The sequence below is a fragment of the Reticulibacter mediterranei genome (assembly GCF_016587455.1).
Genome location: NZ_BNJK01000001.1, coordinates 1,889,335 through 1,915,980, shown reverse-complemented (window position 1 = coordinate 1,915,980; position 26,646 = coordinate 1,889,335). Strand labels below are relative to the sequence as shown.

Genomic DNA, 26,646 nt, shown 5'->3' with positions numbered 1-26,646 from the left:
GTCCAGCAAACAGCAGTCTTGAGCAAGCTTCCCTCTATTTCTCTCAAAGCAATCTGTTTTATCTGTTATGTTTTCCTCGCAAGGTGTAGATACAAGCTACGTCAGGCCTTTGCCAAACTTTAAAGGTACTTTTATTGCGTGCATGCGCATCGCCCAGCGATAAAAAGTATTTGTCTTCTGCAATTGTCGGTTTGTCCAGTTGCAACCATTCATAAGAGAGAAGAGGCCTATGCACTCCCTGAAGAAAAACAGGGTCAAGATGATCTACTTTATTTTTATCCTGGTCCTCCTGACAGGAACGATGACCACTTTTGCCTATGCTGATTCTGCCCATGCCGATTCATCTCCAGTTATCCCTCTGAATCATGGGGGAACCAAATTGACGGCACGCATAACAAACTATAGCGGTGATGATACCAATCCTCCCAGTGATTTGATAGATTGGCCCGCGAATGCTGGATATCCCACAGTCCACAATAAGGTTGGGGGATCTGGCACCTTTGCTGACCCGATTACGGTAGCGATCAACTCAAAGAACGGCCCTAATGGTGATGTGCCTCATGGTCCTTTCACTATCGGCGAGAAGTTTTATCTACCCGTTTTACATCTCTATTTTGTAGCCGAGGATAGTTGCAACATTGATATCGCCTACAATGTTTGCACGGATAATGGTCGCGATAAAGATGACGACACGCAACTGCATATGGATCTCTTCAATGGGGATTCGGATAATCGTTCTGGCCTCCTTGCCTGTGAGTTGAGTTACGGTGGGGAAACGGATGTGATCGCTAATGCCGGTGCTGGCTATCCCACGCCTGAAGGATATCCGAACGGAACCTCACTTTTCGATTCGGCACCTGGCACGTGTGTTGGTGCTGCCCTCTGGCACAAATATCAAAATTGGACTGTAGACACAAGCACCAATTCGCCTCTCCCAACAGCTCTTATGAACGAAGGAAGCGGCATGCTGACGGTGGATGATAGTGTGACAGGGACAGAACCCGCTCGGTTTGACTATCATGGTGATGGTTGGCATCACTGCCAGAACTGTGATTACGATAATGTGGGTTTTTATAATGAAAGTAATGGCTGGGATAGTACGCCCGGTGATTATGTGCAGATCACCTTTATGGGGACCCAAATCAAGTTTTATGGGGTGAAAGGTACTCATCATGGTATTGCGAGCTTCTCCCTGGATGCTGGCGCGGAGGTCCAAAGAGACTTTTATGCTTCTACTGAAGCTGGGAGCCAGCTGATGTATACTAGCCCTACGCTCGATCCAGATCAACAACATACGCTCAAGGTAACGGTGACAGGGCAGCAGAACGCCGATGCTGCTACCAGCCATATCAATCCTGATTATGTGGAGATCATCTCAGGCGTAGCCTTAAACACGACTCCAGGTACGAACACTGGGACGCTGCCGACAGGTGGCAGTAGCGTTGGTAGCACACCCCGAACGTACAATACTGGTTTGACAGGGAAAGACGCCTTTGATCTCACGGCGAGCGATTCTAACTGGAGGAGTGTCTGGGAGGATGACTTCGACTCCAGCGTGGTCGATACGAGCAAGTGGACGGTGCGTAACTATCCTGCTGGCTTTGTGAATAATGAGCTGGAGTGCTACAGGACGGATAGCAGGCATGTGTCTATCAATGGTAGTGGTGCAGACAGCCACCTGGTATTGAAAGCGGATCAGTCCAACGAGGGCGGCTGTTCTTATATATCGGGCCGCCTGGACACGCAGGGCAAATATGAAGTTCCCGCGCCGAAGAGCGGGAAGCCGATGCGGATTGAAGCGAGCATACAGTTGCCAGCGGGAGGGAATGGTATCTGGCCAGCTTTCTGGATGCTGGGCCATAACATCGATAGAGTGGGTTGGCCGAACTGTGGAGAGATCGATATTATGGAGAACAGCGGGCTGAGAAACATGTCGGCGGCCACCATCCAGGCTACGGTGCATGGTCTAAATAACTACTCGGGCAGTGGGCACGAGACGCTGGAAAGCGGAACCTTCTCCAATGGGTATCATCTGATTGGTATGGACTGGTATACAGATCACATTGATTTCTTTGTAGATGGGCACATGTATAAGACGGTCTCTACTTCTTCGCTTGGTGGTGATACTGTATTTAACCAGCCGTTCTTCATCATTCTGAACTTTGCTGTAGGTGGCGACTGGCCGGGTAATCCTGATGGCACAATCTTCCCGCAGCAAATGAATGTCAAATTTGTTCGTGTCTATCAGCATAATTAAATAGCAAGATGAGCCGCTCTGAGATGTTCGCCACTCATAGCAGCCCGCCCACGATCCAGCCGATCGTGGGCGGGCTGCTATGAGTGGCGAACAGACTTTTCACATTGTTATGCTTTGTTCGACCAGACCCAGTTTTGAATTTCAGGCATGTCTTGCAGATTGGCTTGCACGTATGACTCATGTTTGTTGAGCATATCCTCGCACTCCTGTCTGAGTGGAGGGGTGAGCTTCTGAACGCGTGGGGCGAACTCCATTGCCAGCATCGCGAGATGATAGCGACTGACACCGTTCAGCACAACCATATCAAATGGGGTTGTCGTCGTACCCTGCTCATTGAAGCCGCGTACATGGAAGCGCTCGGCGTTGGGACGCCCATGCACGATCTGATGGATTGCGCGCTGATAACCATGAAAGGCGAAGATGACTGGCTTATCTTCCGTGAAATGTTCGACGAAAGTTGCCTCATCAAGGCCATGTGGATGCAGGTTGGGTGGATTGAGCGTCATAAGATCGACGACGTTTACCACGCGAACCTTCAACTCTGGCAGATGTTGGCGCAACCACCAGGCTGCGGCGATGGTCTCCATCGTTACGATATCACCGGCACATGCCAGCACGATATCCGGTTCCACCTTTTCATCGTTGCTGGCCCATTGCCAGGTAGACAGCCCTCGCGTGCAGTGTTCGACTGCTTCCTCCATCGTCAACCACTGAAGCTGCGGCTGCTTGTCGATAACGATCAGGTTGACATAGTTGCGGCTGCGGAAACAGTGATCTGCGACCGAGAGCAGGCAGTTGGCATCGGGCGGCAAGTAGATGCGCGAGACCTCGCCTTTGCGAGACAGGATGGTATCGATGAGTCCCGGTCCCTGGTGGCTGAAGCCGTTATGGTCGTTGCGCCAGCAGGTCGAGGTCAGCAGGATATTTAAGGAAGAGATGGGTCTGCGCCAGGGCAGCTTGAGCGACTCTTGTAGCCACTTGCCATGCTGGATCATCATCGAATCGGCCACCATTGCGAACGACTCGTAGGTTGCGAAGAGGCCGTGGCGTCCTGTGAGCAGATAGCCCTCCAGCCATCCCTCGCACAGATGCTCGCTTAATACCTCCATGACGCGTCCATTTGGCGAGACGTGATCATCGTTTGGCAGAATAGGTTCAACCAGGCAGCGGTTTTCTACTTCAAAAACATTGCCAAGCCGATTGGAATTGGTTTCATCAGGACAAAACAGGCGGAAATTCTCGTGCTGAGTATTGCGTACAAAGATGTCGCGCATGAATTTACCGAGCTGGCGCGTCGATTCGTGGCGCTCCGTTCCCGGTTCCTTCACATCAATGCCGTATTGTGTAAAATCGGGCAATACGAGGTTGGTCAGAAGCTTTCCGCCATTGGCGTGCGGGTTTGCTCCCATGCGCCGATTGCCACGAGGAGCCAGCGCCGCCAGCTCTGGAACGAGGTGTCCACGCTCGTCAAAGTTTTCTTCTGGATGGTAGCTTCTGAGCCAGTTTTCTAGAATGGCGAGGTGCTCTGCATTAGTTTTGACTTCGGATACTGGCACCTGGTGTGCGCGGAATGTGCCCTCGATCTGGACATTATCGACCTCATGAGGGCCAGTCCAGCCTTTAGGTGTGCGCAGGACGATCGCAGGCCAGCGTGGGCGACCATGAAAGCCGTTTTTACGCGCATCTTCCTGATAGGCGCGGATTTTCTCATAACAGGTTTCCAATGTTTCGGCAAAAGCTTGATGCATCATCATGGGATCGTCGCCCTCTACGAAGAAGACCTCGTAGCCAATGCCCGAGAGAAATGATTGGACCTCTTCATTGCTGGATCGTCCCCAGACGGTGGGACCGGAGATTTTATAGCCATTGAGGTGCAGGATGGGGAGGACTGCTCCATCGCGTTCTGGATTGAGGAAGCGAATGCTTTTCCATGCCCCTTCCAGCGGCCCCGTTTCAGCCTCGCCATCTCCCACAACTGCCGTGACGATCAGATTCGGATTATCGAAGGCTGCACCAAAAGCATGGCTCAATACATAGCCCAGCTCGCCGCCTTCGTGGATGGAGCCTGGGGTAGGTACGCTCACATGGCTTGGTACGCCGCCGGGCGTCGAGAATTGGCGGAATAAATGGTACATACCCGCTTCATCCTGCGTAACGCGTGGGTATATCTCGCTGTAGGTGCCTTCGAGATAGACGTTTGCCAGCAAAGCAGGTCCGCCATGACCCGGGCCTGCCAGATAGATCATATCGACGTTGTGATCTTGAATCAGCCTATTAAGGTGAATGTAAATGAAACTTAAACCAGGAGAGGTTCCCCAGTGGCCGAGCAAGCGCGGTTTAATATGTTCGGGACGTAGTGGCTCTTTGAGTAATGGATTGCTTTGCAGGTAGATCTGACCAACGGTAAGGTAATTTGCCGCCTTCCAATAGCGGTCCATTAATTGTAAGCGCGTTTGATCAATTTTTGACATCATCTACTCCTGACTCGGACTATGTTTGCCTCGCTCGTGCAGGGTTTCGTAAAAAGCGTATCAACGAGTGAGCATGAGTTTTCTTCTATCCTGCATTATCATACAGAGACCATCTCACTGTTATATCACAGGAAGATCACACTATCTCACAAATGTATCACAGCGTTGCTCGACGTGCGGTTACAGCCTCTTTGAGAGTATCGCAAATCAAACATTTGCTTGTGTCAATGCGTAAGGGTCTTAGTTTTGATAAATCGATATATTATGATGATACGGTCGTCTGAAGTTCAGAGACGATTTGCTCAGAAACGTTAGACGTTGTTGCGTACTCCGCATGATGTTCAATGGGATGCACAATCAGTACTGGCATGATCGTCCTGTCCAGGAGGCGCTCAGCAACGCTACCAAGTAGCCAACGCTTGAGGCCGTTGCGCCCATGTGTGGCAAGAGCAATCGCATCGTAGCCTGCGCTCAAGCGCATATCGCCCAGACGCTCACCCAACTCGGCATCTCGTATCAGTGTACGAGCAATATTTGTCTCTTCTGCTAATGATGAGGTAATCTGAAGGTTGTAACGTGCCAGATCGCCATGCTGGATGCACCATTCCACCTCATCCAGATAGTCTTTTGCCTGTATGATTGCCTGTTTGTTGAGCTTGCTGAATTGAACCTCAGCAGCTTCACTGTAGGCAACCTGGGGCTGAATAATGCGAACTAAATGCAGCAAGCCCTGGAATGGCGATGAGAGCGTTGTACTCAACTGTGCGGCAGCATGTAGCGCTGTTTCGGCCCGTTTGCTGCCATCTAGCGCCACCATGATGCTGAACGGTTGTGGCAGGATGTTCTGTTCATGAGAAGAGGTCATCGGGCCATCTTCGTGCAGGGCAAGAATGGGGATGGTGCTTTGGCGGGCAAGATGGCGAGCTGTGTGATTTGATGCCCAGCGCTTGAGGCCGTTATGTTCGTGGCGGCACATGACGATCAGGTCAACTTGCTGTTCTCTGGCAAACCGAAGTAGTACTTCAACTGGTTGCCCCTCCAGAAGCTTTGTGCGAAGCCCTACACCATCCAGGCAGTCTGTTGTGATGATGTGCCTCAAGTATTCTTTGGCTTCAGCTCGTTCGCGCTCGGCTTCTTTAATCTTTGCTAGCATAAGGCCACCATCTAATAGATAGGTAGACTCAGGTAGTGATTGCTGAATGCGTAGTAGGGTCAGGGTTGCTCCGGCTGCTCTGGCAATATGAGCGGCCAGAGGAAGAGCCTGTTCTGCGCCCGCTGTACCATCTAATGGGACAAGAATATGTTGCCACATCGCGTGACTCCTTTCATAAGTCGAACGCTCGACCGTTCAACCTCTCGTTGTAAACTGACTCCTTCAGCTCCAACCTTTCACAGTTATGCTAATGTTTATGTTAGCGTTTCACAAGATTAGAGGGATGTCCCTGTAAAAACGCCTGAACGTTCTCGATAGTGGTATCTAGAATACGCCTGAGAGCCTCTTCAGTATTAAAAGCAATATGCGGTGTAATGACCACATTGTCTCGGCGTTGCAGCAATCTGTTATGTGCCAGAATTTTCAATTTGTCCTCTGTATCAGGTGTATTCAGCAGTTCCTCTTCATGCTGCAAGAACTCCTCACCTTCGAGCGCATCCAATCCGGCTCCGGCGAGGATACCAGTATCCAACGCCCAGACGAGCGCTTGCGTGTCGATCAACGAGCCGCGAGCCGTATTGATCAGGAGTGCGCCATGCTTCATCGTAGAGAGCGTCTCACGGTTAATCATATGTTGCGTTGATGGAAGTGCAGGTGCGTGCAGTGTGATGATATCCGAAATGGTGAACAGCTCGTCCAGTTTTACATAGCGAAACCCCAGAACTTCAGCTAACAGGCGGTTCTGGTTCACATCATAGGCAACCACGTTCATGCCGAAGCCCTTAGCAATGCGAATGACATGCAAGCCAATTGCGCCAGCGCCGACGACGCCAAGCGTTTTGCCATAGAGATCGAAGCCTCGCAGCCCCTCTATGCTATAGTCGCCTTGCTGTGTGCGAGTATAAGCGAGATGCATTTTGCGTGAAAGCGTTAACACCAGGGCGAATGTCTGTTCTGCGACGGCAGTTTCGCCATAGCCTGGAACGTTGGCAACGGCAATGCCATGTTGAGCAGCTGCGGCAAGGTCGATATGATCGTAGCCTGTCGAGCGCGTGGCGATAAGTTTGAGTTGCGGCATTTTCTCTATTTCGGCATGCCCAATACGCTCATGAATAAAGGGCATGAGAACTACAATCTCAGCCAGATCGTGTGGGTCAACATCGTTCAGCGAGCCAGAGATCTGTTGTAATTCCACGATCCCCTGTAATGCTTGAGCAAGATAGTGGCCTTCTTCATCGTTAACAGCGGTTGCCAGTGCTTTTACCAATGTCTTCTCCATATTTTTTACACCTGCTAGTTATTCTGTAACATAGGAGCTTTTTTATATTTGTCGTTACAGAAAGTGTAGCAAGCAAGAGTCACAGATGCATCACTGTATTGGGAGGTGCATCTCACAGGTGACTCACAACTCGTCTTCTGTATCTTCCACGATGGAAGGTAAGGAAAGGTAGAAGGTTGTACCCTTTCCCTCTGTGGACTCGAACCAGATGCGTCCGCCCTGCTGTTCAACCAGTTCACGACAGAGATACAGGCCCAGCCCGGTTCCCTTGATGCCGTGCATACGGGCGTTTTCTGCACGGGCAAAGCGGCCAAAGATGTACACCTGTTGTTCCTGGGGAATGCCGATGCCGTTATCCTGGATACTGAGGATTGTGTTTGCATCATCACAGGTCAGCCGAAGTTGGACGGGGCCACCATTCGGGCTATATTTGATGGCGTTGGAAAGTAAATTGGAGAGAACCTGTTCCATGCGCACCTGATCGGCGTGGGCAACAAGATGTTCAGCATCGGTCTGGAGCGCAAGATGATGGTGTGCGGTCGTCGTCTGGAAGCGCGTCAATACTCGTTGTGTTAGTGACACCAGATCGAAGTAGGTGGGATGGAGGGTTAAGCGTCCCGCTTGCAGGCGGCTAACATCGAGCAGATCATCGGTCAGTTCAACCAGGCGTATTGTTGCCTGATCAATGCTCATCAGCGCTTCCATTTGCCAATCAGCCAGTTCTGGCCCCTGTTGTCGCGCCGTTTGCACAATGAGCGTCTGGGCAAATCCTTTCAGCACTGCCAGAGGTGTTCGCAACTCGTGTGCGGCTATACCGATAAAGTCATCTTTGAGCTGTTCAGCCTCTTTTAATGCGGATACATCTTGATGCACAACCAGCGCTGCCCAGGAAGGTTGATCGGAGGTGTGCAGAGAGCCGCTGGGAACGGTGATATCCAGGCTGTGTAGATCCAGGGCTACCGCATTGACCAGTACGGGGAGGTTGGAGCCATCGGGCTGGCGAATCACCTGTTGATGATGATAGACTGTTTCGCCATGTTGTACTGCCCGCATGGTTGCCATGCGCTCGAATGGCAGCGGATTGCCGTCAGGAGCGAAAATACGGATATGCTGCTGCTCTAAGAAATCTTGCAGAGGTTGTCCCGGTCGCCATTGTGCACCCCAGATCCCTGTTGTGGCACGGTTAGCCAGCACTAAGCGCGCATCGGGTCCACGCACCAGATAGACGCTGCTCGGTAGCTCATCCAGGATTAATTGGAGCTGGGCGAGGCGTCCTTCCGTTTCTGCCTGTTTCCTTTGGATCGAAAGCAGGCGGCGTATTTCTGTAACTTCGTGCCAGGCAACGACTGCGCCCGTGATATTCTTGGGAGCGGCCTGTTTGCCCAGTTGGAGCGTTCCCGCATCTGGTGGGGGACGCAATGGTGAGGCTGTAACCAGATAGTCGTGCGTTTCGCCGTCTTGTTGAAAACTGACCGAATACTGTTGTTCCGTTTGTGCTTGCAGAGCGAGACGTGCAGGAGCAAAGAGCAGTTGTTCGAATGTGTTGGCTCCATCCGCTTCTTGCTGTAATTGTTGATGCAGACGCTGGGCAGCCCGATTCTCGCGCACGATCTGTCCAGCGCTATCCACAAGCGTAATGCCATCGGCGCTGCTATCAAAAATGACCTGAAGCTCCTGCGCCTGGATCTGAGCGGCGCGATAGAGCCGTCCATTCTCCAGGGCAACTGCCGCCTGCGATGCCAGACCGGTGAGCAACAGTTCATCTTCTGCCGTAAATTGACCTGCTAATGCATGTCCCAATAGTAATCCGCCACGCACCTGTCGATCACGATCCAGGAGGGGGGCACCCAGGAAACTGCGCATGATGGGATGACCATGTGGCACTCCCATTGAATGAAGCTGGGAAGCGGGAAGCTTGCCCTGCGCATAGGCCGAGGCGAGACCTTGCGCGGTGATTCGCTCCTGTCCTTTTGCCTGCTTGTGGTGGTTGGGATCTTGATGGTCGTGTACATCATCGACACGTACAGAGACGCCGTGACGGAAAATGGGAGCCAGCAGCCCTTCACCCCCTAGCGACATATGGCGAAAGAAGGTCTCTTGCTCTTTGGTGACGCCGACGATGGCCGCGAGATAGAAAAAACTGCCCTCTGAGGGGACAAGGGGCTGTCCGGTTTCGCTGACCGGGCGCAAAGTAAAGGCAGCAAAGGTTGCCCCTGTTATTTCACATGCGGCTTCGGCAATCAAGTGTAAAAGTCGCTCTTCATTGAGTTCGCTAAGCAGCGCGACTCCTACGCGACTGAGTGCAGCAAACCGTTCAGGCGTTGGGAGCTTTTTGCTCGCCTCTTGCGATGGCATAGTTTCTCTTTCTGGCTGTTTTGATGCAACACTCTTGTTCATGTTGAGCATGTACCCCTGTCATCATAGCTGTTCCGGCTTGCAACTGTCAATAAGCATATGATGGCTCCCGTTATATGCAATTTCATCCTTCAATAAACGTCTCTTGATGAGATTTTTTGTCGATAGCTGATTATTTTTAATCGATGTTTTGTATATATCAGCAAGGTGACATGTGATCAAACACAATCCATATCTATATATGATTGGTGACTTTTCCAGATATATGCTGATCATAATCATATATATCATGTATTACTCCGTCATCTATCTTGCTGATGACATTTACATGGTAGAGCTTTTTATTTTGTTCTCTCAGTTTTGTGATTCTCATGAATCATATCTAATTCTCTCTTGTCAGTTCGTCCATCTATATGTTACACTATACTTCGACTTAGATGCTCCTCGTAGGTGGAAATGGATAGATATGGGTAGAGATAACGCTCTTGTTATGCTCTACAATGGTTTCGTCACGATGTAGTTGGGTGGTCAGCGTTGACTACCAGTATCTTCTTCCGCAAAGGAGGGTATTTCCAGTCGTGAGTTACTATATCTGGGTTCCAATTGTGGTAGGACTTCTTGCAGTCCTGTTTGCCGCCTATCTCGCAAACTTTGTTCTTCGTAAGGACACAGGGACGCCCGCCATGCAGAAAGTAGCAGGTGCTATTTTCAAAGGCGCTATGGCGTTCCTCAATCGTCAGTATCGTACCATCGCCATCCTTGCCGTCTTCGCTGCTATCATTGTTGCTGCCGTACTTTATTTCCTCAGTCAGGGAACGCCGGAAGCCAGATTTAACCTTGCATGGCATACCGCGATTGCTTTCTTGATCGGTGCGCTCTGCTCGGGTATCTCTGGTTATATCGGTATGTACGTCGCAGTCCAATCCAACAGTCGCACAGCCAGTGCAGCGAGGCGCAGTCTGGGTGAAGCATTGATGGTTTCGCTACGAGGAGGAGCTGTCTCAGGCTTCCTGGTTGTTGCGCTCTCTCTGCTGGGAGTATCGCTGGTCTTTACAGCCTATGGTGGGCTGACAAGTCCCGATGTAGCCCCCAGTTTGATTGTCGGATTTGGCTTTGGGGCCAGTTTTGTCGCTCTTTTTGCTCAGCTTGGTGGTGGTATCTACACCAAGGCTGCCGACGTGGGAGCCGATCTGGTGGGCAAGGTGGAGGCCAACATTCCAGAGGATGATCCGCGCAACCCAGCTGTTATTGCCGATCTGGTGGGCGATAACGTTGGTGACTGTGCTGGTCGTGGCGCTGATCTCTTTGAATCGACAGCCGCAGAGAACATTGGTGCGATGATTCTTGGCGTCGGTCTCTATCTGGCAACCCGTAACATCGGCTGGATTCTCTTCCCTCTGGTGGTACGCGCCTTCGGCCTGATCGCTTCGGCCCTCGGCCTGCTCTGGGTTCGCCCATCCGTCGTCGTCGAGCCTGATAAAGCTGCCGGACGCGATCCCGGCGAAATCGCCATGCAGCAATTGAACATCGGCTACTGGATTACCTGCGTGCTGTCTGTGATCGGTGTCTTCCTGGGCAGCTATCTTTTGCTGAACAACGATAACGTGACCGGCAACGCGGGGATTGCGGCCTGGGTCTGGTTCGGCCTGGCCGGGACTGTTGGTATCCTGCTCAGCGTGGCGTTTGTCTATATCACGCAGTACTACACTGCCGGTACATGGCGTCCCGTTCGCCAGATTGTGGCATCTACGCTGACCGGACCCGCTACAACCATTATCACCGGTATTGCTATCGCCTTTGAATGTGTGGCGCTGCCAGTGCTGGCGATCTGTGTTGCGCTCGGTCTCTCGTTCTTCCTGGGCAGCCAGGTACACATTCCCCTTGTCGCGGGAACTCCCAACGTGATCAATGTTGGTGGCATCTTCGGAACCGCTGTTGCAACGATGGGCATGTTGATGAGTTGTGCTTATATCCTTGCGATGGATACATTCGGTCCTATCACCGATAATGCTGGTGGCATTACGGAAATGGGCGGCGAGGCAGAATCAGTGCGCGATATCACCGATGCTCTGGATAGTGCTGGCAATACGACTAAGGCGCTCACGAAAGGCTACGGCATCGGCTCTGCTGCGTTGGCGGCCTTCCTGCTCTTCAGCGCATATCTGGATGTGCTGTATAGCTTTAAGCATACCCCGGATGTTTATCGCGTTGATCTGGCCGATATCACAGTCTTTATCGCTGCACTGCTTGGTCTGACCCTCATCTTTTTCTTCAGCGCGCTGGCTATTCAAGCGGTTGGTGCCGCCGCCAAGCGGATGATTGAAGAGGTGCGTCGCCAGTTCCGCGATAATCCGAAAATTATGGCGGAGAACCCGGCGGACCGTGTTGATCCCGATTATGCCCGCTGCGTCGATATCAGCACGCGTGGCGCGTTACGTGCGATGGTCTGGCCCGGTATTGTCGCCGTCCTGACGCCAATTGCTGTCGGCGTGATCCTGGGGCCACAGGCGGAAGCTGGTATGCTGATGGTTGGCACGATGGGTGGTATCGTCGTTGCCCTCTTCCTCAACAATGGCGGTGGAGCATGGGATAACGCGAAAAAGTATATCGAGGCCGGTTACTTACGCGTGGATAGCGAGGGGGAGATGCTTGATCGCCTTGATACAACGGGAACTGTGCTTGGTAAAAAGAGCGAACCCCACAAAGCGGGTGTTGTTGGCGATACCGTTGGCGATCCCTTCAAGGATACCGCCGGCCCATCACTGCATGTCGTTATCAAACTGCTTAGTACTATTACGTTAGTTCTTGCTCCTCTCTATGTGTTTCTCCATCCGTAAATTAACTCATGCATGAATAAGAAGTACCGGTTTCGATACACGCGAAGCCGGTACTTCTTTCACGAATCTCTCTTTTGTATCCGTTTATGCCCTCTGAAACCGTATTAAAAATAAGGCAGGCATTTCCTGCTGATGTGTTTTGCTTTGCAGCTAATCGCATATGTTGATATATGATCTGTAGGGAACAGCTTTCGTATGAAGTAAACGTAGAAGGGCAGGCAGCAATACCCATGCATAGCTCATCATCACCCATTCATGATAAACGACAGCCTTTCTATCTCTTTCTGGTCATCGCGATTTTGTATGTGTTGCTGGCAGGGTGTAACGTTAGCATCACACAGGACGGTGCTAGCACAGGAGCGATGAATAGCACGACGACTTCGGGAGCCATAGGTTCTGGCGCGGAGGGGGTGAAGGTCTTTGTGGAGCCGGATGCTGGCTATCGTGTGATTACCGACGCGCTGAGCAGTGCAACGAAATCAATCTGGCTAGAGATGTACCTTTTGACGGAGAAACACGTCATCCAGAGCCTGGAAGAGGCGGCTCATCGTGGGGTGGACGTACGCGTCATGCTGGAAGGGCATCCTTATGGTGGAGGGAACATCTCTCCAACACAGACGCTTGACCGTTTAAACGCCGCGGGCGTGAAGGCAAAGACGACCAATCCCAGCTTTGCCCTGACTCACGAGAAGGGGATGGTGATTGATGGACAGACCGCCTATATCATGACCGCCAATCTCACCGCAGCGGCGCTGGGCAGCAGTAATAGTACGACTAATCGTGAATATGGCATCATCGATACCAATTCCCAGGATGTTAAGGCTGTGTCCGACATTTTCAATGCCGATTGGAACCGTAGTACGGCCCAGTTTAACGATGCGAATCTGGTCGTCAGCCCCGTCAACTCGCGCAACGTCTTCAACTCGCTGATCAAAAATGCCCATAATACGCTCTTGATCGAAGCGGAGGAGATGCAGGATAACGCGATTGAACAGGCCATTGTCGATGCGGCCAAACGAGGTGTACATGTGCAGGTTATTCTGCCTGCTCCCAGCGGCTCATCAAAAGATAGCAACAGCCAGGGGATACAGACGATTCAGCAGGGTGGTGCGCAGGTGAAAGAGGACGCACACCTCTATATGCACGCAAAAATCATTGTTGCCGATGGACAAAAGGCCTTTGTGGGATCAGAAAACATCTCGACGGCATCGTTGGAGCGCAACCGCGAACTGGGCCTCATCGTCTCCGATCAGAACGTACTCACAACTTTGCAGCAGACGTTCCAACAGGATTGGAGCGATTCGCAAAGCGCCGAGTAGTAATTTGAACGTTCCATAGAAAAAGGGCCAGATACACTAGCAATGCATCTGACCCTTTTTTAGCTTCTCCTGTTTAGAATGAGTAGAGAGGCGGGAGTATCTTATTCTTTCAAGCCACCCGCCAATCCCTGGACAATCTGGCGCTGGAAGAAGGCAAACACGATGACGGCGGGCAGGCCACCTAGAACGGCTGAGGCCATGATCTGAGCATAGCGAATGCCAAACGAGGATTGCACCGTTGCCAGACCAACCGGGATCGTCATCATATCGGTGCTGGTGATGACGATAAAGGGCCAGATAAAGTTGTTCCACGAGCCAACAAAGGCAAAGATGGCGACCGTTGCAATGATCGGTTTCGACAGCGGCATCCAGATCTGCCAGTAAATGCGCCAGCGGCTACAGCCATCAACACGGGCCGCTTCATCGTACTCGAAGGGGATACCGTCGAAGTATTGTTTAAAGATGAACATAGCGAACGGCGAGGCGATTTGGGGCAGGATAATACCCCAGTAGGTGTCCACCATTTTGAAGGCTTGCATGATCGAGAAGAGCGGCACGATAAGCACCTGTCCGGGAACCATCAAGCCTGCCAGGATCACCCAGAAAACGATCCCACGGCCACGAAATGGGACGCGCGAGAAGGCGAATGCGGCCATGCTAGCCAGCAAGACGCTCGCCGCAGAGATAAACACAGAGGTAAAAATGCTATTGAAGTACCAGCGTGGCAGATCACCTGCCTGGAATACCTTCACATATGCTTCAGCAGTAAACGCCGATGCCAGCCAGCTCAAAGGCAGCGCTGTAGTTTCGCCTTCGGGTTTGAAAGACGTATCGATGGCCCATGCTGCCGGGAGCATCCATAGGATGGCCAGCACGAGAAGGATGGCAAACGCGCTCCAACTGGAAAGCTTGCGCTTGATTGTGTCCTGGTTCGTTGGCCCGTGTACAATTTCGGTCTGCTTTACATTCTGTATCGTCTGTGTCGCCATTACGCTCTGCTCCTCTGTTGTTGGAATAGTCTAAACTGAACGATGGTCACGATGAGGATAAGGACGAACAGGACGTAGGAGCCTGCCGATGCATATCCCATGCGGAAGGACGAGAAGCCTGTTTCGTAAATGTATTGAATGACCGGGCGTGTCGAGTAATTCGGACCACCAGACGTGAGTAAGAAGATCTGAGTGAAGACCTGCAACGAAGCAATGACCTGTAAGATGACGATCAAAGTGCTGATTCTATTGAGTTGCGGGATCGTGATCCAGCGGAACTTCGCCCACGTCCCGGCACCATCAATGCTTGCCGCTTCATAGAGATCCTGGGGAATTTGTTGCAGACCAGCGAGGTAAAGCAGGAAGTTATTGCCTAATGTCCACCAGACGGTCAGAATGACGACCGAGATCATAGCAACGTTGGGATCGTTCAGCCAGTCGGGTTGGGGCAAGCCCAGCGATGCGAGCGTATTGTTAATTAGACCAAAGCCCGGCTGATACATCCAACTCCAGATCATAACGACGACGGTAACAGGGAGCGCAACCGGAATAAAAAAGACGAGACGGAAGAGCCAGCGAGCGGGAATCTTGCGATTGGCAAGCAGCGCCAGGACCAGTGCCAGGATCACAAGGATCGGCGTGCTGATAATGGTAAACGCGATAGTGTGCCAGAGTGAACGCCAGAAGTCCAGATCGCCGAGAAGCTCTCCGTAGTTACCAAGACCGAGAAATGTTGCTGATCCTGCCAGCGTCCAGTTATAGAAGCTCATCAACAGCCCCAGAATGACGGGCCAGACGAGAAAGAGCAGGTAAATGATCAGAAAAGGAGCGACAAAGCTCAATCCCACCAGATCGGTGCGCCATCTGCTCGCTCTGGTTTGTTGCGAACTGAGCGTGCCAACTTGCGCCGATGATTTTTGCACGAGTATGTCAGACATTGAACGAACACCTTTCGTTGACAACTATGTCATTTCGTGTCGCATGTATACGCCTTAAATGACGGGAGACGGCGTATCTAACAGTTTTTGCAGCGCTTTTTTGAACTGTTGCAGCCCTTCTTTCCCCGTCATCTGACCGGACATCACTGCCAGAAATGCGGCTTCACCCTGCGATTCAAACTGGGAGCCGGAGCCGCTGAACCAGGCTGGGGGATCAAGCACAACTTCTTTCGCCACGCCTGCATAATTGGATTGTGGTTTGAGCTGCTTATATTGTTCGCTTTCGGTGACGGGCAGATATGCTGGAATGTGTCCTCCCTGCGCCCAGACGTAGCTATCTTTGAGCAGGCTGGAAATAAACAGATAGGTGGCATCGCGATTCTGAGGGTTGTCCTGATGAGGAAGAATAAATGAGTGTAGATCGGCATGCGTACCCAGACTGCCAAAGAAATTAGGGAATGGAACCATCGAAAAGGGCGTTTTCTGAGTGATGAACGTCGATACTTCCCATTCGCCGTTCCAGTAAAAGCCAGAGCGCCCACTACCAAACGTAGCAACAGAGTCGCCGATAGGAGGGCAGACCTTGCTCTTGAGTGTAAGATCGGCCATCAGGTCTAACGCTTTTAATGCTTTATCGTCATCGATGTTTATCTCTTTAGAGTCTGGTGTGAGATATGTTCCTTTCAATTGTCCTGCATAGAGGGCATTGAAAAGACGCCATGTGCTGAGAAATACCAGTCCCCAGTAGCCCGTCACCTTTTGGGCTGCTTTGAACGCTGCAATGAGTTCGTCTGGCCCTTGCATGGGTTTGAGATTGCCATCGGCATCGAGCAGATCGGCTTTTTTGCAAACATCGGTGTTGTAATACATCACAAAGGGGTGAGTATCGAGCGGAATGGCATAGAGCTTGTTGTTGTATAGCCCCTTTTGCCAGAGTTCGGGGAGAAATTTATCCTCGGTGATGCCAACTTTTGCCAGTTCGTTGAGATCAAACGCGTCCAGGAAGCCTATCTGGGCATACGTAGCCACGCGGGAGATATGCGAGATGCCAACATCGGGTGCGCGCCCGCCAGCAGCCGACATTGCCACCTTCGTATAGTATGGCTGGCCCCATGCTAAAGTGACAGCTTTTAAGTTGATGTTAGGATACTGTTTGGTGAAATCGTCCTGCATTTGTACCATGCGGACGCCATCGCCGCCACCGAAGAGGTTCCAATATGTCACGCTCCCGCTCGGTCCTGATGCAGAGGGGGAGCCTCCGCACCCTTCGAGAAAAGCCAGAGCTGCTCCTGCGCTCAGTCCCAGAGCTGTGGCACGTGCCATAAAAGACCGGCGCGTAATGCGTCCCGTCCTCATCTGGTTTTCCAGTTGCCCCAGCGCCTCTTGTCGTTGAGAGATCATGGGTAAATCTCCTCCTGAATAATTGCAACCAATGCTATAACAGTACTACAATGAACTGTAAATAAAAGAGGTGATTGCCATTGATAGCTGCTCAGCGGAAACTGAGCAATTATCTATTGTAAACGTCCTGGGTACAACAGATGCATAGCTTTATGCATCTGTTGTACCTGCGTTTTATGCGAGTTGGAGCTTCAAAACTGTAAGCGAATGAGCTGGGAAGGTGTAGGTAACGTCCTGACCGGCAAGGTTGAGCTGATGTTCCTGTACTCCGACAGCCTGGGGCTGCTCGAAGGAGTTGACGAGATCAGGACTGGCCCCATTCACTTCATAAGCCACACCGCTTGCAACGGCGGCGTTGTCGGCCAGCTGGATTGTCGTCGTATGCTCCTTCTCCAGATCACGATTGACGACAGAGACCATCAATTCTTTTCCAGAGGCATCACATGTAACAGCGACATCTAAGAGATTGAATGGTCCCATATCGGCCACGCGATGAGGCCATTGTGAGGTCTCCTGGTCTGCTTGCGGCGCATAGGTTTCGCAATCGACAAAGGCATCGAGGGCGATATCCTGCATATGTTCGGCGTACAGGCGTAACGGATGATAGATAGTCTGGAGGAAAAGACCCTCTTTATTGGTAAAGATCGGCGCAATCACGTTTACAAGCTGAGCCAGGTTCGCGATCTTGACTGTCTGACAATAGCGGATAAAAATATTGAGGTATGTTGCCACCGCCAGCGAATCCGCCAAGCTGTAACGCTCTTCCAGCTTGCTTTCAGGGGTACGCTCGCGGAACCAGACGTTCCACTCGTCATACGCCACGTGAATAGGATGAGAAATATTCTGATTGTAGCGAACGAGATCGATCATTGCGCGGCAATTGCGCAGGGCGCGTTCGGCCTGATGGGGGGCCAGGACGTTGCTGTAGTAATCGGAACTACCGGTATAGATATGAATGCTGTGGTAGTTCACGTATGGGGCGAGGCCTTCGAGTACAATGCGATCCCAATCGGTCCAACCTGTCTGCCCGCAACTGACCAACTCGATACTTGGGTCGATCCACTTCATCACTTTGGCAAATTCGCGCGCCTTTTTCACATAGTCTTCTGCGCTTAACATGCCAATCTGCCAGCGACCATACATTTCGTTGCCCAGACCCCAGTACTTGACGCGGTATGGCTCCTCGTGTCCATTCTTGCGGCGCAGATTAGCCCAGTAGGTATTGCTGGTTCCATTGCAATACTCAACCCACGCTTGAGCCTCATCCATCGTGCCCGTCCCCATATTGACGCAGATGTATGGTTCCGTTCCCAGTACCGAGCAATAATGCATAAACTCATCAGTGCCGAAGCGGTTGGATTCCTCAGAGAGCCAGGCCAGCTCAATGCGGCGTGGGCGATCTTCTCTTGGACCGATACCGTCAACCCAGTGATAGCCACTGACGAAGTTGCCGCCAGGCCAGCGCAGTAAAGGCATGTGAAGCGGACGTGCGGCCTCCAGCACATCCTTACGGAAATTGTTGCTATCGCTCAGCGGGGAATCTTCCTCATAGATGCCACCGTAAATACAGCGTCCCAGATGTTCAATGAAGCCGCCATAAATTCTACGATCTACATTGCCAATTTTACGATCCAGATCAATTTTGATCTTTGCCACAAATAGTCTCCTTCTTCATCGAGGGTAAGACGATGGTTGAACTGTTGTCAAGTCTACCGCTTGACGCTCGCTCCACCAGATGAACTGGTAGTATGATGCGTTGTGGCTCTACAATTCGCTGCGTAATGATATCAAGGAGCAAACGAACGGCAGTTCCACCTGTTTCATACATGGGAATATGCACAGTTGTCAGGGGAGGAATGGTGTGGGCGGCAATCGCAATATCGTCGCATCCCACAATGGAGTAATCCTCCGGCACCCGACATCCTCGCTGCTGTAGCGCGCTGAGGACGCCAATTGCCATCGTATCGTTCTGTACAAAAACAGCGGTAAAATGAGCATTGCTGGTCGCCGTTCGGTCCAGCAGTCGGAGTATGGCCTCGTAGCCGCTCTCTACCTGCCAGGTGCCCTCTTCAACCAGCTCGGGATCATACGCTATACCAGCGCTTTCAAGGGCTTGCTGATAACCACGTAAGCGCAACTGTGTTACGCGGCGGTCGCGCGGTCCTATAATAGTGGCGATCTGGCGATGCCCAAGCTCTAGTATATGGCGTGTCGCCATGTAGCCCGTCTGGAGCTGATCCTGTCCGACGCGCGAGACTTGCAGACCGGGGACGTGATGCAGGCTTACCACCGGCAACTGATCGTGCAACATCTTGCCCACCTGTTGATTCTGCTCCAATTGGGGAGCAGCCAGGACGATGCCATCAACCCGGCGTTCGATCAAAAGGCGGATATAGCGCTCACTATCAGACCCCGCCAGATCAATATTGCCAATAATGATGCATTGATCCTGACGGCGCGCTTCCTGTTCGGCGCCTACTACAAATTGAGCAAGCACATAATCGCTGAAATCGCTGGCAACAATGCCAATTGTGGATGTATGCTGACTGACGAGGCCCCGTGCCAGTGCATTAGGCACATAGCCTAACTCATCGGCTACCTGCAAAATCCAGGCTCGCGTCTCAGGGGAAACATTGCCCTTTCCCTTAAGCACTTTACTGACCGTCTGGAAACTGACCCCGGCCTGAGCAGCAATATCCTTGAGAGAGACGTGGGACACAATAACAACTCCCTCTAGACGAACGTTCGCCTAGAAGAGTTGTAACATATTGACTGAACGGCTGTCAAGAGAGAAATGCACGAGTTTGGCGTCGTTTGCAATGAGCGCGAGAGGGGTATTCATAAGGGAGTAGGGAAGTGAGGAAGCTCCCCAACAAGGCAGACAAGAAGCACCTTTGGGGATTTGATTCCCACGATATCAGAGACATCATTGTCTCGTGCTTCAGGTGTCCTGAATGGGGAGCAGCTGTCAAGCGACAACATTCCTCTTTTGTTCGCGGCCTTTCAACCATCGCTACATTTCCTTAACCACACTACAATCATACTTCTGCACTATCACAACCAGCTCTCAAACAAAATGAGAAACGTCACGAACAGGTCTCAAACTAGAGCAGACCTACCCAGGATGGTAACTCTTGCTCATCTGCCATTGGGTCAGCAGCTTCGCTGTGTTCCACTATCGGCTCCTGGGGCCGTACTATGAACAATGGTAGCCTTGTGTACCCAAGAATACGCTCTGTCACGCTACCCATAAGCATGCGCATCAGGCCGCCACGCCCATGTGTTGCGATGGCGATCATATCGCACTGGCTTTCTTCTGCTCGCCTAATAATGGTTCCAGCAACATCGGGACTAACGGTAATCGAGGTGGTAATCTCTAGTTGTGTTTTTCCCTGCGCTTCTTCTTGCAGACGTTTTACGATTGTATCCAGGTATGCCTTCGCCCGTGTGCATGCTTTCTCACGAATGATGGGATCAAGTTGTGCATGACCCCTCATACTGCCATTCACAACGGGAATATCGACCACACGTAGCAGATGGAGCCTGTTCTGTCCTGTTGGTTTCAAGGCGGTCATCAATTGCATAACAGAAGTCAGGACGGTCTCTGCCAATGTTGAGCCATCCAGTGGCACCATGATGTTTAGCGGATGCGTCAGATTTTCTAAAGGATGGGCCTCACCATGCTCATTGACGATCAGGACTGGCATGGGACTCTTGCGAGCAGTCTGGAGCGCAATGCTATTGAAGAGCCAGCGCTTCAAACCTGTATCGCCATGACTGCATAATACGATCAGGTCTCCATGCTCCCAACGAGCAGCGGACAGGATAGTAGATGCTGCCGCGCCGGTCTCCACTTCAGTTTCTATCTGAATGTCTTTGAGATAGTCGCGGAAAATGGTTGCAACCGAAGTGAGATAGCCATCTGCTTCTGCAATATTTGTTTCAAGTGTCGTTGGTACGATTCCAACCGCTGGCTCAGCACCGTAAAATCCTATGCTATGTGCAGGAATAACAACTCGAAGAAAAACAATCGATCCTTGTGAAGCACGCGCTAGATTGGCGGCCACCGGAATGGCACGCTCGGCACGGCTTGATCCGTCTAGAGGAACAATAATACGCTGAAACATGGTTTCCCTCCTCCCGTCTTTGCGAGAAAAAGTGCGCTTCTTTAATAGTGCTTTTCTATTCTGTTCTTTCTACTGATATGAGTATATTTCTGCTTGATATCAGCATTGTCACAGAACGATCTTCCAATCTCACATTTCGATCACAATGTAGATAGGAGGGGGATAGTGAAGAAAGAGCCACCTTGCACCAGGGGATTCCCCGTGCTATGCTCTCCAATGAGAATAGCCGATCCTGCTCTAGAGAAGATACGTCTGGCATAAAAACGGAAATACAAGCATGAGTACCTGGTTCAAATCTCCCTTCATTGCTCGTTGTCGAGCGATCATCAAACAATGGCAAGACACTCCCTATTCGGGGGTTGCTACATTGTCAGGCGGTATTGTACTGGCAACGCTCTGTATCTGGATCTTCGACCATACCGTTGTGACCCTGCCCAATCCTGGATTGATTTATCTGCCACTGGTGGCAATGCTGGCTTATCACTGGGGAGCATGGCATGCTATCATCGCCGCACTATTGCAATTGCTCTGCGTGTATCTCTTCTTTCTTGCTCCTCGCGGGGCATTGAAAGTTCCAACTGCACTGGATATAGTGCAATTGCTCATTCTAGCCGGAGTAACTGGTTTTGTGCTGGCTCTGGTGCAACTTGCTCGCGAGCGGCGAGCGGCAGCCGAGCATGAGACTGAGCGGATGGCCGCGCTTCATTCTGTGGGGGCTGCGTTGAGTAGTGAGCTGAATGAAGAACGCCTGCTCAATTTGATTGCTCGCACTGCTCGTGATCTCACGGGGGCCTCTATTGCCGCGTTTACGTTGCGGCCGACTGATGAGTTAGGACAGTTGCTGGGGCCAGCGGAGGGCAACCTATTTCATCTGGCGGCAGTGGTTGGCGTGACACCGGAGCAAGAACAGATATTACGCAGGATGCCGTTAGGTGGCAAGGGTTTGCTTGCCCCGATCTTTCGGCAAGGGATGCCGGTGCGTATCCCGGATATTCTCGCTGTTTCCCAGACGAGCTTCGATAAGGTTCATAAACATCTGGTGAAAGAGAGGTCGCGCTCCACACATCTCCCCAAAAGCCATCCAGGGATGCGTAGCTTTCTTGGTGCGCCTCTCTTGAATCGTGAGCGAGAGGTTTGTGGTGGACTGCTCCTGGGCCATGATGAGCCGGACCACTTTACGCCGGAGGACGAGGCGCTGCTAGTTGGCTTGACTGCTCAGGCGTCGATTGCCCTGGAAAACGCCCGGCTCTATCGCGTCGAGCAACTGCATGCTCAGGAACTCGATGCGATCTTTGAAAGCATCGCTGATGGCGTCATTCTGGTTGATGCGGAAGGACATATCCTGCGCGAGAATGGTGCTGCTCATCGGTTGCGCAAACAACTTGAAAGCACAACAGCAGGCAAGCAAGCGCTGAAGGCTCTTTTTCATATGCCCGTTCGCAATGCGCTCAGTGGGGTCGTAGAACCGGATATAGCGGTGAGTGTCGCCGATGAAATACAGGAGACCCGTGATTACATTGTCAATGTGGCACCGTTGCGCTTACCAACTACGCTTACAATCCGCCTGTTCACACGCGAAAAAAGTAAATCTTATAATCCAGAGAGCGCGTCAGGGGCCGTTATTGTCTGGCACGATGTCACGGAAGCACGGCATTTGCTGAAAGAGCGCTCGATCCATGCTGAGACTGAGGCTCGGCGTGCTCTGTTGCAATTGATCCTCAATGAGCTTCCCAGCAGCGTCTATCTGGTGCATGGGCCTGAAGCTCGCCTGGTGCTGGCGAATCGGGCCGCTGCCACATTATGGGGTGCGGTCTGGCCAACACACCAGCCTATGTGCGAATTTCTTCAGGAGAACAATATTCGCATCTCAAGTGTTGATGGGGGAGAACATCCTCTTCCGCAACTGGCGACCCTGCGAGCCGTTCAGCGGGGTGAAACCATCTATCACCATCAGGAAAGTATTCGCCACGCCGATGGAACCACGTTGCCCGTCCTTGTGAATGCTGTGCCGCTACGAATGAAGCATTTCAAGCTGTCGCCGCTCTCCAATGCAACCGAAACAAGCGAGGGCTCGGAACTGGCAGCACTGGTAGTGCATCAGGATGTGACGGCTTTGAAAGAGGCTGAGCGGCTCAAGGATGAATTTATTGGTATTGCTGCTCATGAGCTACGAACACCTGTCGCGGTCCTCAAAGGCTATGCCCAGATGTTGATTCGACAGACGACACGTGGCAGAGGTCCAGAACTGGCTGATTGGCAGATGGAGGCGCTGCAAAATATCGATCAGGCGACGGTGCGCCTCGTCGCCCTGACCGAGGATCTCCTCGATGTGACGCGTTTACAGGCTGGTCGCCTGCATCTCTTGTGCGAGCCGGGCGATCTGATTGCTCTGGTGCGCCGCGTTGTCACACGCCTACAAATGACCACCGAACAGCACACGCTTTCGTTGCATACCAGTTTGTCCCATCTTATCGTAGAGGCCGATGCTCAACGCCTGGAGCAGGTGTTAACGAACGTGATTACGAACGCTGTGAAATATAGTCCGCAAGGGGGGCCAGTTGAAATCGCCATCGAGGAAGACAGCGAGAAGAAAATTGCTCAGATCAGCGTCCGCGATCATGGCATCGGTATTCCCCAGGAGCAGCAGCCGCGTATCTTTGGACGTTTTGTACGGGCCGAAAACGCCAACGCCTATGGTATTACCGGGACCGGATTGGGGTTATACCTCTGTCGCGAAATCATCGAGCGGCTTGGCGGCCATATCTGGTTTGAGTCAGTAGAGAATGAGGGATCGACCTTTTTCCTGACGCTCCCTCTGGCAGAGCCAATCGAAACAGATGCAATTGAGCAACAAAAAGAGGCCAATGCCTGATGGCATGGCCCCTCGCAGGAAGGAGGCGTGCGTATTACTCGTGTGCGTGAGCGGTTTGCCTGTGGTGATGGGGAACCAGCACTGTCCAGGCGACCAGCAGGCAGCCCAGGGTCGCAGCAGAGAGCAGGACGTATCCAGGTGCATAGCTGCCGATCGTTGATTTGCAGAACCCCATCACGATTGGTGGGAAAAATCCACCCAGGCCACCAGCGGCTCCAACCAGACCGGTCACAGTGCCTGCCTCTTTCTGAAAGTGCTGAGGCACCAGTTTGAAGACGGCTCCACTTCCGACTCCGAACAGCATCGCCATCAGCAGGAAGCAGGCGGTGAGGACGATCATATTGGGTGAAAACGAGAGGATCAGCGCCAACAGTGGAATACCGATGAAGGCTCCAAGCAAGACATTGACCGCGCCCAGGCGATCTGAGAGCCAGCCGCCGAAGGGACGCGCCAGAGTCGCCATGATAACGAAGATTGCAACGCGATTTCCGGCATCCAACTTATCCAGGCCAAACTGGTCAACCAGCAATTTCGGTAGGTAGAGGCTAAAGGAAACAAAGCCGCCAAAGGTGACGAAGTAGAAGAGGCTGAAGACCCAGGCCAGCTTTTCGCGCTTTAAAATTGCTAGCTGTTGCCCGAACGATTTTGGCGCGGCCACCCTTGTTTCGTCTCCAGCTAGGAAGTAGAAAGCGATGGCCATAACCAGCACCAGGGCTGCACAGAGCAAGAAGACCATCTGCCATCCGTTGGCCTGGGCGATCTGTGGCGCAAAGCGTGCGCTGATGGCCGTACCGATGTTGCCCATGCCAAAGATACCCACGATCAGACCTTGCCGTTCGGCACTAAACCAGCGGCTCACAAAAGGTACTCCAACCGCAAAGCTGCTCCCGGCCATGCCAAGCAAGAAGCCCCAGAACAAGAAACCTGTAAGGCTGGTGGCCGTTGTCATGCCAAGTAAAGGGATAATTGCAAAGAGCAGGAGAGCAGTCATCACTTTACGACCACCGAAGCGATCTGTTAACAGTCCCATTGGAATGCGAGCCAGCGATCCGAGAATAACCGGGATTGCAATCAGAATACTAATGTTCAGGTCGCTGATGTGGTACTGTTGTTGCAACTGAGGAGCAAGCGGTGATAGCAACGACCAGGCGGCAAACGAAACCGTGAATGCCAGCGTTGCCATCAGCAGGGCAAGGGACGCTTTGCGCGTATTCATGAAATGATATCCTTCCGTAGAGCGCTATCCCGTTGGAACGGGAGGTAATCTTCATCGTTGTTTGGTTAACGCTATTACACCCGAAAAAAGTTACAGCGCAATCACAGCAAGTTATCCTCTCCTCACAAAACCATCACAGTGCAATGAAAAGCCCTGCAAATATATTGACATGCTTATGCTCCCCTAGCATACTTAACTTCTAGTAGTGGTAGAAACACCCATAGAGCGAATCGAGAATGGCACGATAAAAAATACAATTTAGGGGGGAGAATAGAATGAATGATAATGTGCAACCGGATCGCCGTCCGCCGCGCTTTCCAGCGTTTGGTATTGCCTTGTTGGTGACGCTCCTCTTGCTGATTTTGATTGTGATTGGATCACGCGGCCTACGCGATTTTGATTCGGCCCTGATCGGCTATGCAGTGGCAACAGTCTTTACCGTCGCGGCGCTGGCCTATCGTTACACGCTCTGGATCAGCCGCCCTCCGACCTGGCGCTATTTTCGTGCAGGTTGGGCCAATTTCTTCTCTTTACGGAATTTTAGCCGCTATAGCCTGCTCATCCCCAAAGCCTGGTGGACCGACATTCTGGCCCAGACGTTTATCCTCAAGCGTGGCCTGTGGCGCTGGATTATGCATATGTCCATTTTCTGGGGCGTGATTCTGTCGCTGGCGATCACGTTGCCATTGACGTTCGGCTGGTTGCGTTTCACCTTGATACCTCCTGACCAATATCTGGCCTGGTTCTTTGGCCTGCCTATGTTGCGCTTTCCCATCGAGGCTGGCACCGGTTTTGCCATTTATCATGCTTTAGATTTTACTGCTGCTCTGCTGATTATTGGTGTGGTGATTGCCCTCTGGAGGCGCATTACCGATGCTGGTTTGTTGATTGTGCAACGCTTTAGCTTCGATCTGGTGCCGTTGGTGTTGTTGATTGCAATTGCTGTCACCGGATTAGCTCTGACGGCATCTTCGATGTGGTGGGAAGGGAAGTTCTACTGGTTTATCTCCCTGACGCATCAGATCACGGTGGTTCTCTGGCTGCTCTCCATCCCATTTGGCAAGTTTTTCCATATCATCCAGCGTCCCGCCAGTATCGGCGTGACTCTATATCAAACGATCAATCAAGATATTGAGCATTATGGAGAGCATACTCATAACAATGCAACAACTGAAGGCGGTCAATGTGAGCGCTGTGGTCAGGAGTTGCCCTCTGAGCAGTTTATTCATGACCTCAAAGGTGTGCTCAATGATCTGGGCCAGCAGTATCAGCTGGGCGAGGGATTGGGATCGCTGCATGATTATTGTCCTACATGCAAACGGGTGTTGCGCGGCAGCGCTTATTATCATTTGATGGGCAAGCGCTTTCTCTAGCAAGGAGCATTTCTCGTGTCAGTCAATAAAGATATCTTTCGACAACGTGATGCAAACTA

At 51.8% G+C, this 26,646-nt stretch carries 16 protein-coding genes; 5 read left to right on the top strand and 11 right to left on the bottom strand.

Annotated features, from left to right (window positions below; genetic code table 11):
* Positions 1-259 precede the first annotated feature (259 nt).
* On the top strand, positions 260-2,257 hold the full coding sequence (locus K3T83_RS08295) for a glycoside hydrolase family 16 protein (RefSeq protein ID WP_220202502.1): 1,998 nt from the start codon (positions 260-262) through the stop codon (positions 2,255-2,257).
* Positions 2,258-2,364: 107 nt separating this feature from the next.
* Here the strand turns inward: K3T83_RS08295 and K3T83_RS08290 are convergent, their stop codons facing one another.
* The 4 genes from K3T83_RS08290 to K3T83_RS08275 form a co-directional block, all read right to left on the bottom strand.
* Positions 2,365-4,728 carry a phosphoketolase family protein gene (locus K3T83_RS08290; RefSeq protein WP_220208190.1) on the bottom strand — a complete coding sequence of 788 codons (2,364 nt, stop codon included), beginning with the start codon at positions 4,726-4,728 and terminating at the stop codon, positions 2,365-2,367.
* A 262-nt stretch (positions 4,729-4,990) separates the two neighbouring features.
* A complete protein-coding gene (locus K3T83_RS08285; RefSeq protein ID WP_220202501.1) occupies positions 4,991-6,040 on the bottom strand; it encodes a universal stress protein in 1,050 nt (349 codons plus the stop codon).
* A 100-nt stretch (positions 6,041-6,140) separates the two neighbouring features.
* Complete coding sequence (locus K3T83_RS08280) at positions 6,141-7,160, bottom strand: NAD(P)-dependent oxidoreductase (RefSeq protein ID WP_220202500.1); 1,020 nt, start codon at positions 7,158-7,160, stop codon at positions 6,141-6,143.
* 123 nt (positions 7,161-7,283) lie between these two features.
* Positions 7,284-9,515, bottom strand: a complete 2,232-nt coding sequence (locus tag K3T83_RS08275; RefSeq protein WP_220202499.1) for an ATP-binding protein — start codon at positions 9,513-9,515, stop codon at positions 7,284-7,286.
* A 578-nt stretch (positions 9,516-10,093) separates the two neighbouring features.
* Here K3T83_RS08275 and K3T83_RS08270 point away from each other — a divergent pair.
* Both K3T83_RS08270 and K3T83_RS08265 read left to right on the top strand, forming a co-directional pair.
* Positions 10,094-12,352, top strand: coding sequence for a sodium-translocating pyrophosphatase (locus K3T83_RS08270; RefSeq protein ID WP_236064850.1), 2,259 nt, complete (start codon positions 10,094-10,096; stop codon positions 12,350-12,352).
* 230 nt (positions 12,353-12,582) lie between these two features.
* Positions 12,583-13,671: a phospholipase D-like domain-containing protein gene (locus tag K3T83_RS08265; protein ID WP_220202497.1), complete on the top strand. Its 1,089-nt coding sequence runs from the start codon at positions 12,583-12,585 to the stop codon at positions 13,669-13,671.
* A gap of 101 nt (positions 13,672-13,772) precedes the next feature.
* Here the strand turns inward: K3T83_RS08265 and K3T83_RS08260 are convergent, their stop codons facing one another.
* The 6 genes from K3T83_RS08260 to K3T83_RS08235 all read right to left on the bottom strand — a co-directional run bounded on the left by K3T83_RS08260 (position 13,773) and on the right by K3T83_RS08235 (position 21,126).
* Positions 13,773-14,660, bottom strand: a complete 888-nt coding sequence (locus K3T83_RS08260) for a carbohydrate ABC transporter permease (RefSeq protein ID WP_220202496.1) — start codon at positions 14,658-14,660, stop codon at positions 13,773-13,775.
* Entirely contained in the window at positions 14,660-15,598 is a 939-nt protein-coding gene (locus K3T83_RS08255; RefSeq protein WP_220202495.1) for a carbohydrate ABC transporter permease, read from the bottom strand. The genes K3T83_RS08260 and K3T83_RS08255 overlap by 1 nt, the downstream gene beginning before the upstream one ends.
* 54 nt (positions 15,599-15,652) lie before the next feature.
* Entirely contained in the window at positions 15,653-16,999 is a 1,347-nt protein-coding gene (locus K3T83_RS08250; protein WP_220202494.1) for an extracellular solute-binding protein, read from the bottom strand.
* Between the two features lie 174 nt (positions 17,000-17,173).
* Positions 17,174-18,655 carry an alpha-N-arabinofuranosidase gene (locus K3T83_RS08245; protein WP_220202493.1) on the bottom strand — a complete coding sequence of 494 codons (1,482 nt, stop codon included), beginning with the start codon at positions 18,653-18,655 and terminating at the stop codon, positions 17,174-17,176.
* Positions 18,636-19,718 carry a LacI family DNA-binding transcriptional regulator gene (locus K3T83_RS08240; protein WP_220202492.1) on the bottom strand — a complete coding sequence of 361 codons (1,083 nt, stop codon included), beginning with the start codon at positions 19,716-19,718 and terminating at the stop codon, positions 18,636-18,638. Before K3T83_RS08240 ends, K3T83_RS08245 begins: the two co-directional genes overlap by 20 nt.
* A 385-nt stretch (positions 19,719-20,103) precedes the next feature.
* Positions 20,104-21,126 (bottom strand): universal stress protein, encoded by a 1,023-nt coding sequence (locus K3T83_RS08235; RefSeq protein ID WP_220202491.1) that lies wholly within the window; start codon positions 21,124-21,126, stop codon positions 20,104-20,106.
* 277 nt (positions 21,127-21,403) lie between these two features.
* Between K3T83_RS08235 and K3T83_RS08230 the strand changes: the two genes are divergently transcribed.
* The gene (locus K3T83_RS08230) at positions 21,404-23,998 is read left to right on the top strand and encodes an ATP-binding protein (protein WP_220202490.1); all 2,595 of its coding nucleotides are present in this window, start codon (positions 21,404-21,406) and stop codon (positions 23,996-23,998) included.
* 34 nt (positions 23,999-24,032) lie between these two features.
* Here K3T83_RS08230 and K3T83_RS08225 read toward each other — a convergent pair whose 3' ends face one another.
* Positions 24,033-25,214, bottom strand: coding sequence for an MFS transporter (locus tag K3T83_RS08225; protein ID WP_220202489.1), 1,182 nt, complete (start codon positions 25,212-25,214; stop codon positions 24,033-24,035).
* Between the two features lie 275 nt (positions 25,215-25,489).
* Between K3T83_RS08225 and K3T83_RS08220 the strand changes: the two genes are divergently transcribed.
* Entirely contained in the window at positions 25,490-26,587 is a 1,098-nt protein-coding gene (locus K3T83_RS08220; RefSeq protein WP_220202488.1) for a respiratory nitrate reductase subunit gamma, read from the top strand.
* The last annotated feature ends 59 nt before the right edge of the window (positions 26,588-26,646 follow it).

Coding starts and splice junctions, on each gene's coding strand:
- K3T83_RS08295 (WP_220202502.1), top strand. CDS start 260: ATGATCTACTTTATTTTTATCCTGGTCCTCCTGACAGGAACGATGACC.
- K3T83_RS08285 (WP_220202501.1), bottom strand. CDS start 6,040: ATGTGGCAACATATTCTTGTCCCATTAGATGGTACAGCGGGCGCAGAA.
- K3T83_RS08280 (WP_220202500.1), bottom strand. CDS start 7,160: ATGGAGAAGACATTGGTAAAAGCACTGGCAACCGCTGTTAACGATGAA.
- K3T83_RS08225 (WP_220202489.1), bottom strand. CDS start 25,214: ATGAATACGCGCAAAGCGTCCCTTGCCCTGCTGATGGCAACGCTGGCA.
- K3T83_RS08290 (WP_220208190.1), bottom strand. CDS start 4,728: ATGTCAAAAATTGATCAAACGCGCTTACAATTAATGGACCGCTATTGG.
- K3T83_RS08235 (WP_220202491.1), bottom strand. CDS start 21,126: ATGTTTCAGCGTATTATTGTTCCTCTAGACGGATCAAGCCGTGCCGAG.
- K3T83_RS08250 (WP_220202494.1), bottom strand. CDS start 16,999: ATGATCTCTCAACGACAAGAGGCGCTGGGGCAACTGGAAAACCAGATG.
- K3T83_RS08275 (WP_220202499.1), bottom strand. CDS start 9,515: ATGCCATCGCAAGAGGCGAGCAAAAAGCTCCCAACGCCTGAACGGTTT.
- K3T83_RS08255 (WP_220202495.1), bottom strand. CDS start 15,598: ATGTCTGACATACTCGTGCAAAAATCATCGGCGCAAGTTGGCACGCTC.
- K3T83_RS08230 (WP_220202490.1), top strand. CDS start 21,404: ATGAGTACCTGGTTCAAATCTCCCTTCATTGCTCGTTGTCGAGCGATC.
- K3T83_RS08220 (WP_220202488.1), top strand. CDS start 25,490: ATGAATGATAATGTGCAACCGGATCGCCGTCCGCCGCGCTTTCCAGCG.
- K3T83_RS08260 (WP_220202496.1), bottom strand. CDS start 14,660: ATGGCGACACAGACGATACAGAATGTAAAGCAGACCGAAATTGTACAC.
- K3T83_RS08265 (WP_220202497.1), top strand. CDS start 12,583: ATGCATAGCTCATCATCACCCATTCATGATAAACGACAGCCTTTCTAT.